Raw genomic sequence first — 5,775 nt, forward strand, 5'->3', positions numbered from 1 at the left:
ACGCTTTTGCCCTTGCAGGGCGTTTGGCTGTTTGGGAACTTTTACCCAGGGCGGGGTGCCCTGGGCTATGTGCTTCTGCCCCGTCGGGGCGTGCTTAAACTTTTGACACACTCTCATTACCATAGCGCCCCGTCGGGCAGGCGTGGGTTATCCGCCCAGTTGGCCTTTGCTGCGCAGGAAGGTGCGGTGGCCGTAGATGGCTATCACCACGAAGCAGACGAAGGGCAAGATGAACGACACGTTGACGGCGGGCATGCCCAACAGTTCCCCCTGGTCGATGATGGCGGCCTGGAACGGGGGCAGCACGCTACCACCGAGGATGGCCATGATGAGACCGGCGGCTCCAAACTTGGCGTCGTCGCCCAAGCCGGTGAGGGCTATGCCGTAAATGGTGGGGAACATGAGCGACATGCAAGCGCTTACACCCACAAGGCAATAGAGGCCGTAGATGTTTTGCAGGCCTATGACACCCACCACGAGCAAACCGCCCACGATGGCCAGCACCGTGAGCAAACGCCCTGTGTTGACGTAGCGCAGCAGGAAGGTGCAGATGAAGCGCGAGCAGCAGAAGATAATCATCGCCAGGATGTTGTATTGTTGCGACGCTACCTCGGCGGCCTGCTCAGCCATGCCGTCGGCCATGAGCACCCGTGTGCCATACTGGATGATGAAGGTCCAGCACATGATCTGCACGCCCACGTAGAAAAACTGCGCAATGACGCCCTCGCGGTAATGGGGCATGGCGAAGATGCGGCGCAGCGTGGGCACGAAGTCGATGTTATGGTTTTTGTCGCCGTTCTTCGGCATGCGCCAGAACAGGATGAGCACGAACATGGCCAGGATGACGAGGCCGATGGCGAGGTAGGGGCCGATGAGCACCGAGAGGTCATACTCCTTCACGGCCTCAAACTCGGCAGGCGTGAGGTCGGCGCGCGAGGCGGTGTCGAGCGGGTTGAGCTTGGCCTGTATGAAGTTCATGGCCACATACATGCCCAGCAGCGATCCCATGGGGTTGAACGACTGCGCGAGGTTGAGCCGTCGCGTGGCCGTTTCCTCCGTTCCCATCGAGAGGATATAGGGGTTGCTCGACGTCTCGAGGAACGACAGTCCGCATGTCAGGATGAAATAAGCGATGAGGAACGGATAGTATTCGCCCGTCATCTTGGCCGGATAGAACATGAATGCGCCCAGGGCGTAGAGCCCCAGTCCGACGAGCACGCCCGCCTTGTAACTGTATCGGCGGATAAACATGGCGGCAGGAAACGCCATGGCGAAATAGCCGCCATAGAAGGCCACCTGCACCAGTGCGCCGTCGGTGGCCGACATGCGGAATATCTTCGAGAACGCCTTCACCATGGGATTGGTGATGTCGTTGGCAAATCCCCACAGCGCGAAGCAGGAGGTGATGAGGATGAAAGGCACGACGTAGCTCACGCCGTCTTTCGATAGGATTGACTGTTTCATAGATTAAACGATTGCGATGCTTCTCATTTCGTGGATGTCGGCCACCTCGCCCTTGGCCAGCGCCTGCGTGAGGATGTTGCCGATGGCGGTGGCCTCCACGGGTCCGGCCTCCACGGGGATGCCGAGCGCCTGTTGGGTGAGGCGGTTGAGAAGTTTGTTTTGTGAGCCTCCACCAATGATGTGGAGCTTCTTGATGGGCTCGGGCAGCATGGCGTTGAGCGCCTGCGTGGCCTCCGCGTATTTGGCAGCGAGCGATTGCAGCACTACGCGTGTGAGGTCGGCCTTGGTCTGCGGCACGTTGAGCGCCTGTCGCTCACAATAGCCGCGTATGGCTTGCTGCATCGACTTGGGGTTCTGAAACTCGGGCGCGTCGACCGGTATGACGGTCTGTATCTCAGCGCGCTCGGCGGCAGCGAGCAAGGGTTCGTATTGCTGCTCGTCGCCCTCGTCGGCCCATTCGGCCATGAGTCGTTGCAGGAACCACAGTCCGGTGATGTTTTGCAGGAACGTTATCTTGCCGCCTATGCCGCCCTCGTTGGTGAACTGTGCGCGTCGGGCCTCCTCGGTGAGGATGGGCGCGTCGAGCTCCACACCCAGCAACGACCATGTGCCCGAGCTGATGAACGCCACGGGGCACTCGTCGGCCTTGGCCGGCACGGCAGCCACGGCACTGGCGGTGTCGTGCGATCCCACGGCAATGACATCCACCCGTCCCAGTCCGGTCTCCTCGGCGATGTCGGCGCGCAGTTGTCCACGCACCGTTCCCGGCATGACGATGGGGCAGAACAGGTGGCGCGGCAGTCCGATGCGGTCGATGAGCGGCCAGTCCCACGTGCGCGTGGTGGCGTTGAGCATCTCCGACGTCGATGCGATGGTGTACTCGGTGTTGGCCTCGCCCGTGAGGAAAAACGAGAAGAGGTCGGGGGTGAAGAGCAGTCGGTCGGCTATCTGCAGCTGCGGCGACTGGGCCCGCTTCATGCTGAGGAGCTGGAACAGGGTGTTGATCTCCATCACCTGGGTGCCGTTCACGGCATAGTGGTCGGTGCGGTCGGTGTGGCTGAAGAAGTGGTCGGCCATGCCCTGCGTGCGTGCGTCGCGGTAGCACACCGGGTTGCCCACAAGGTTGCCCTGGCGGTCGATGAGCCCAAAGTCGACACCCCATGTGTCGACGGCGATGCCCGCCACTTTGAGCCCCATCTGCGCCGCCTTGCGCAGCCCGGCCTTCATGTCCTCGAAGAGGGCTGGGAAATCCCAATACACATGGTCGCCCAGCCTCACCTGTCGGTTCTGAAAGCGGTGCACAAGCTGCATGTGGAGCTGCTTGCGCCCGCCCTCGGTCGTGATGGTTCCGGCAACGACACGGCCTGAGCCGCCGCCGAAGTCGATAGCTAAATAGGTCATTTGTTAGTTGGTTTACACACCCCGTCTTACGCCTTCTTTCCCAGCACGTAGGTCTCCAGGTCGTCGATCTCCTCGGGTGTGAGCGTGTTATACTTGCCGCCGCTGAGCACGATGATGCGGCATGCCATCTCGAAGAACATGGCGCGCTCAAACACCTCGTCGAACGTCTTTCCGCACACCACCTGGCCGTGCTTGAGCATCAGTGCCGAGTTGTGGTTCTTCAGGGCTTCCTTCACGCCCTCCGCCAGCTCGGGCGATCCCGGACGGAAATAGGGTATGACGGGAATCTCGCGGCCCACGTGGCAGGGCACCTCGGCCGTTACGTTGAAATCCTTGGGTGTAGCGCTCATGCACGACACCACCGTGGCATATTTCGACTGGAAATGGAGCACCACGTCGCAATCGGGGCGTTCGCGCAGCACGCCCAGGTGGAAGCCGCTCTCCATCGAGGGCTTCACGCCATTGAGCACCTCGCCCGTGGCCACGCGGCAGATCGACACCTTCTCCTTGGGCAGCGTGGGAACCCACGAGCCTGTGCCCGACACGAGCGCCTCGTCGCCGATGCGCCATGAGATGTTGCCACTTGAGCAAAGCGTCAGCCCTGCGTCGCCCACGCGGTGGGCCTGGCGCAGAAACTCCTGTATCTGATAATCTTGTATCATGGTTGTTCTGGTAGTTTGCCTCGCCGGCCGTGAGGGGCGCGGAAGGCAGATGGTTCTGATTGTTTGGGGGTTGATGGAACAAGGCCCTCTCCCCTCCCCCTCTTGCGGAGGACGGGAGCGGGCGCTTAACCCCAATGGGCCTGGAGGCCGAAGCCGGTGGACGGCTTGTCCACCCTGCTTGGGGTTAAGGGTAGCTGAGGGTTGTTACTTGTAGATGGGACCGTAGTTTTGGCAAGCGCGGAAGTCGGCTCCCTCCTTGTCCATGCCGAAGGCGTTCCATGCGGCGGGACGGAAGATGCGGTCGTCCTCCACGTTGTGCATGCATACGGGTATGCGCAGCATTGAGCACAGGGTGATGAGGTCGGCTCCGATGTGGCCGTAAGAGATGGCGCCGTGGTTGGCACCCCAGTTGTTCATCACCGAGTAGACATCCTTGAACGGCGCCTTGCCGCACAAGCGTGGCACAAACCATGTGGTGGGCCATGTGGGGTCGGTGCGCTTGTCGAGGATGGCGTTGATCTCGGGGTCGATCTCCACGGTCCATCCCTCCGCCAGCTGCAGCACCGGGCCGAGCCCCTTCACGAGGTTCAGGCGCACCATGGTGACGGGCATGCCGCCCTTCGAGAGGAAGTTGGATGAGAATCCGCCGCCACGGAAATAGTCGCGGTTGGCGGGATACCATGTGGTGGCCTTCAGGCAGGCGTCGATGTCTTGGTCGGTGAGCTCCCAGAAGTGCTTCATCACGGGGTTGCCCTCGGCGTCGGTGGCTGCGCCCGATCCGTCGAGCGTGGTGGCGCCCGAGTTGATGAGGTGGATGATGCCGCCCGCTGCCCGTCCGGTGAGCTCCTTGCCTGTTACGCGCTTCACGGCCTCGGGGCTCCAATAGGTGCGCACGTCGGAGAAGATCTGGGCGCGCCCTGTGAGCAGGTGGTTGAAGAGCATGGCCACGCCGTTGCCGGCGTCGTTCTCGGTGGCCAGCGTGATGGGCTCGCGCGGTCCGTTCCAGTCGAACGAGGTGTTCATCAGCGCCTCAGGATAGTCGCCATTGGGATAGAAGTCGGTCCACTGGCGCTGTCCCTGGAAGCCGCCGGCGATGGCGTTGTGGCCGATGGCCTCCTCCTTGAACCCTATCTCCTCGAGGCGTGGGTTGCCGTGCATGAGGTCCTTCATGATGATCATCATCTTCACGATAAACTCCCAGTCGGCGTCTTTCTGCTCGCGTGTCTTGGCTTTTCCCTGGCGGTTGGCAATGTCGTCGCCCTCGTTGCACATGCAGTGGTTGCGTGTCCATGCCATGGCCTTCTCAAACTCCTCGGGGTCGTAGATGCCCTCTGTCATGCGGCGTATGATCTCCGTGAGGTCGACGCTCTCGTTGCGCATGCCGAGATACTCCTGGAAGAAGTCGGGGTTGACAATGCTGCCGGCGATGCCCATGCAGGCCGATCCCATCGAGAGGTACGACTTGCCGCGCATGGTGGCCACGGCCTGCGCTGCGCGTGCGAAGCGCAGAATCTTCTCAGCCACATCGGCGGGGATGGAGTCGTCTTCGAGGTCCTGCACATCGTGGCCGTAGATGCCGAAGGCGGGCAGGCCCTTCTGTGCGTGGGCGGCGAGCACGGCGGCCAGGTACACGGCACCGGGGCGCTCCGTGCCGTTGAAGCCCCACACAGCCTTCGGCCAATGGGGGTTCATGTCCATCGTCTCGGCGCCGTAGCACCAGCACGACGTAACGGTGATGGTGGAGCCCACGCCCTCGCGCTCGAACTTCTCGGCACAGGCGGCGCTCTCGCCAACGCGTCCAATGGTGGTATCGGATATGACACACTCGACGGGCGATCCGTCGCCGTTGCGCAGGTTCTCGCTGATCAGTTTGGCTACCGATTTGGCGAGGTTCATCGTCTTTTCCTCAAGACTCTCGCGCACGCCGCCCTGACGACCGTCGATGGTGGGGCGAATTCCAATCTTTGGATAATTGCTCATAGTTGGTTGCTTTATTATTAGGTATTATTTAGGTATTGGTTGATATGTAAAATCGCGGTTTAGGTTTGTTAGTCCATGCCTCGCTGTTTTCGCAACAGCAGGGCCAGCCCCCTCTTTGAAACATGCCAAAGAAGGATAGTGCAAAGTTAGCGCAAATCGAAGGCAGAATATCAAGCTCCGCTTGAATATTATGCTGAGATGCAGCCTATCTTATGCAAAGTTAGCGCAAATCGAAGGCAGAATATCAAGCTCCGCTTGAATATTATGC

4 protein-coding genes are annotated in these 5,775 nt (G+C 60.8%); all 4 read right to left on the reverse strand.

From position 1 onward, the window contains the following. Window positions 1–147: 147 nt before the first annotated feature. The 4 genes from fucP to fucI all read right to left on the reverse strand — a co-directional run bounded on the left by fucP (window position 148) and on the right by fucI (window position 5,507). On the reverse strand, window positions 148–1,464 hold the full coding sequence (fucP, locus tag KM934_RS12215) for an L-fucose:H+ symporter permease (RefSeq protein ID WP_215760879.1): 1,317 nt from the start codon (window positions 1,462–1,464) through the stop codon (window positions 148–150). Window positions 1,465–1,467: 3 nt separating this feature from the next. After that, entirely contained in the window at window positions 1,468–2,865 is a 1,398-nt protein-coding gene (locus tag KM934_RS12220) for a rhamnulokinase (RefSeq protein ID WP_215760880.1), read from the reverse strand. 26 nt (window positions 2,866–2,891) lie between these two features. Continuing rightward, entirely contained in the window at window positions 2,892–3,527 is a 636-nt protein-coding gene (locus tag KM934_RS12225) for a class II aldolase/adducin family protein (protein WP_215760881.1), read from the reverse strand. A 204-nt stretch (window positions 3,528–3,731) separates the two neighbouring features. Next, window positions 3,732–5,507: an L-fucose isomerase gene (gene fucI / locus KM934_RS12230; RefSeq protein WP_215760882.1), complete on the reverse strand. Its 1,776-nt coding sequence runs from the start codon at window positions 5,505–5,507 to the stop codon at window positions 3,732–3,734. Between the last annotated feature and the right edge of the window lie 268 nt (window positions 5,508–5,775).

Origin of the sequence: Hallella faecis (assembly GCF_018789675.1) — a bacterium.
In the GTDB taxonomy this organism is placed as follows: Bacteria; Bacteroidota; Bacteroidia; order Bacteroidales; family Bacteroidaceae; genus Prevotella; species Prevotella faecis.

What these genes read in the sequence shown, in the direction of transcription:
- fucP (WP_215760879.1), bottom strand. Translation starts at nt 1,464, where the DNA reads ATGAAACAGTCAATCCTATCGAAAGACGGCGTGAGCTACGTCGTGCCT.
- KM934_RS12220 (WP_215760880.1), bottom strand. Translation starts at nt 2,865, where the DNA reads ATGACCTATTTAGCTATCGACTTCGGCGGCGGCTCAGGCCGTGTCGTT.
- KM934_RS12225 (WP_215760881.1), bottom strand. Translation starts at nt 3,527, where the DNA reads ATGATACAAGATTATCAGATACAGGAGTTTCTGCGCCAGGCCCACCGC.
- fucI (WP_215760882.1), bottom strand. Translation starts at nt 5,507, where the DNA reads ATGAGCAATTATCCAAAGATTGGAATTCGCCCCACCATCGACGGTCGT.